2 protein-coding genes are annotated in these 2,443 nt (G+C 69.3%); both read right to left on the reverse strand.

Features of this window, described 5'->3' with window-relative positions; translation table 11 throughout:
• The coding region (locus L810_RS39480; RefSeq protein WP_042978149.1) for a ferritin at positions 1-598 on the reverse strand (598 nt) is incomplete at its 3' end.
• Positions 599-1,066: 468 nt separating this feature from the next.
• A complete protein-coding gene (locus tag L810_RS39485) occupies positions 1,067-2,293 on the reverse strand; it encodes a patatin-like phospholipase family protein (protein WP_021163735.1) in 1,227 nt (408 codons plus the stop codon).
• Between the last annotated feature and the right edge of the window lie 150 nt (positions 2,294-2,443).

The following is a 2,443-nucleotide window of genomic DNA, read 5'->3' on the forward strand; positions in this document are numbered from 1 at the left end:
GCTTCTCGGTGCGGCGCGCCGACGCCATCAGCACGCCGATCTTCGCGAACGCCGCGCGCGCGACGTCGCCGCAGTTGTTCAGCGCCTTCTTCATGTAGCGCAGGTAGGCGCCGCCATGGCGCGCTTCATCGCGCGAAATCGTTTCGTAGATCTGCTTGATGACCGGCTCGGTGTGCCAGTCGGCCGCGCAGCGGTACCAGTGGTTCAGGCGGATCTCGCCGCAGAAGTGCAGCATCAGCGTCTCGAGCGGCGGCGCCGGGTCGAATTCGAAGCGCACCGCGTGCAGTTCCTCTTCGGTCGGCACCATCTCCGGCCGGAAGCGGCGCAGGTATTCCATCAGCACGAGCGAATGCTTCTGCTCCTCGAAGAACCACACGCTCATGAACGCGGAAAAGTCGCTGTCGTGCTGGTTGTCGCGCAGGAACATTTCCGTCGCGGGCAGCGCCGACCATTCGGTGATCGCGTTCATCTTGATCGTCTTCGCCTGCTCGTCGGTGAGCAGCGAAGCGTCGAACTTGTCCCACGGAATGTCCTTCTCCATGTCCCAGCGGACAGCTTCGAGCGACCTGTAAAGTTCCGGATAAAGCATGGTGTTCATGATGGTCCCACCCCTGTTCTGCGCAATGCGACTTCTCTAAACGTGACTGTTGCCGCAAAGGCGCGCCAAGCGCGCTTTTTGCGGCCAAGACTGTAATTTTACGCGTGAAACCGACCGGCCGGACGCCGATTGCTCGTCCGGCAGCCGGGCGGCCGCGCCGCCGCCGTTGCGGCATGCCGCAGCCACGCTCCGTACGAACGGAACCGGCTACGCGCTTGCCTGAGTGGGGGCCGGCGCTGGCCGGCTCGCTGACGAGCCCGTCCCCTGCCCCAGGCGGGTTCCCCGTAGGGCCCCGTGCGGATGCCGGATCGGCGGGCTGTTCGATATGGTGTATACGGCGGCGGCCATGATAGCACGCGTGCATGACGGTTCCGAGACGCCCGCCCGGTCGCGCGCCGCCAACCGCGGTGCGGCGATCGGTCGCGGCCGGCCGTCGCGAAAATGCAACCCCGCCCCTCTCCCGGCGCATCAGACCCGTATTTCGCCGGTCGCGAAACCGTCTTCCGGCGGCATGCCGGCGGCCGGCGCGCTGCCGCCGTCCGCCAGCGCGATCCAGCCGGCCAGCGTGTCGCGCTGCGCGCGCCCGTCGCGGTAGCCGAGCTCGATCAGTTCGCGCGTGAACGCCTCCTCGAACAGCAGGTAGCTCGCAAACGACGCGCCGGCCGGCTGGCTGCCGCCGATCGCGCCGAGCAGCCCGCGCATCGTCGCCGGCATCTGCTTCAGGTGTTTCGCGGCGATCAGCTCGATACGCTCGGACGGCGCGATCGCGAGCACGTCGACGTGCCGCCAGCCGCTGTCCACCTCGACCTGGTGCGGCAGATGCTCGATCATCCGGTTGATGTGCTCGATGCGCTCGATGTCCGAGCCGATCGAGTCGAGGAACACGCTCGCGAGCACCTGCTGGCCGATCTGCGCGAGCGTCGGGTAGCCGCGTACCAGCCCCGTGCCGTTCGCGGCCGGAATCTCGGGCCGCGGGTCGGCCGCACCGACCACGACGATCCGGTGCGCGCCGAAGTGGATCGCCGGCGACAGCGGCGCGATCTGCCGGATCGATCCGTCGCCGAAGTACTCGACCTGCCCGTCGAGCACGAGCGGCACGGCCGGGAACACGAACGGAATCGCCGACGACGCGAGCAGGTGCGACGCCGACAGGTCGACGAGCCGCGCGGTGCGCTGCGCGCGCCGCCACGCCTGGATCGGCTCGGCCGCCTGGTAGAACGTGAGGTGCCGGCCGCTCGAATAGCTGAGCGCCGTGATCGACAGCGCGTGCAGCAGGCGCGCCTCGAGCATCTGCTCGATCCGGTGGAAGCTCAGCTCGCGCTGCAGCAGGTGCGCGAGCGGCGCGTTGTCGAGCAGCCCGCGCGGCGAGCGGCGGGCCGCCCAGCCGAACGTCATCGTCGCGAGCCAGCGCGCACCGGCAGCCGCGATGCCGAGCCAGTCGGTGCGATACACGTAGTCGGCACGCAACGGCTCCCAGAATTCGAGCAGGCGCCGCACGCCGTGGGAAAAGTCGTCCGCGTGGCTCGCGATCGACGTTGCGTTGATCGCGCCGGCCGACGAGCCGCACACGACCGCGAACGGCAGCGTGTGCCGCTGCGGATCGGCCTCGCGCGCGATCTCGGCCAGCGCCTTGAGCACGCCGACCTGATAGGCGGCACGTGCGCCGCCTCCCATCAGAACGAGCGCGAGCCGCATGATCGACCTGCTATCTGCGCCGCGTCACGTCGAACGCTTCGGCGGACGGGTTTCGGGCGACGACGCGGCCGCCGCGCGCGCCGCGGCCGAACCGGTCGCGCCGGTCGCGCTGGTCGCGCCGGTCGATTTGGCACGCTTCGCTGCCGGCTT

It is taken from the genome of Burkholderia sp. AU4i, from assembly GCF_000466765.1.
In the GTDB taxonomy this organism is placed as follows: Bacteria; Pseudomonadota; Gammaproteobacteria; order Burkholderiales; family Burkholderiaceae; genus Burkholderia; species Burkholderia cepacia.

Excerpts from the sequence above, each read along its gene's own strand:
- L810_RS39485 (WP_021163735.1), bottom strand. The coding sequence starts at position 2,293 with ATGCGGCTCGCGCTCGTTCTGATGGGAGGCGGCGCACGTGCCGCCTAT.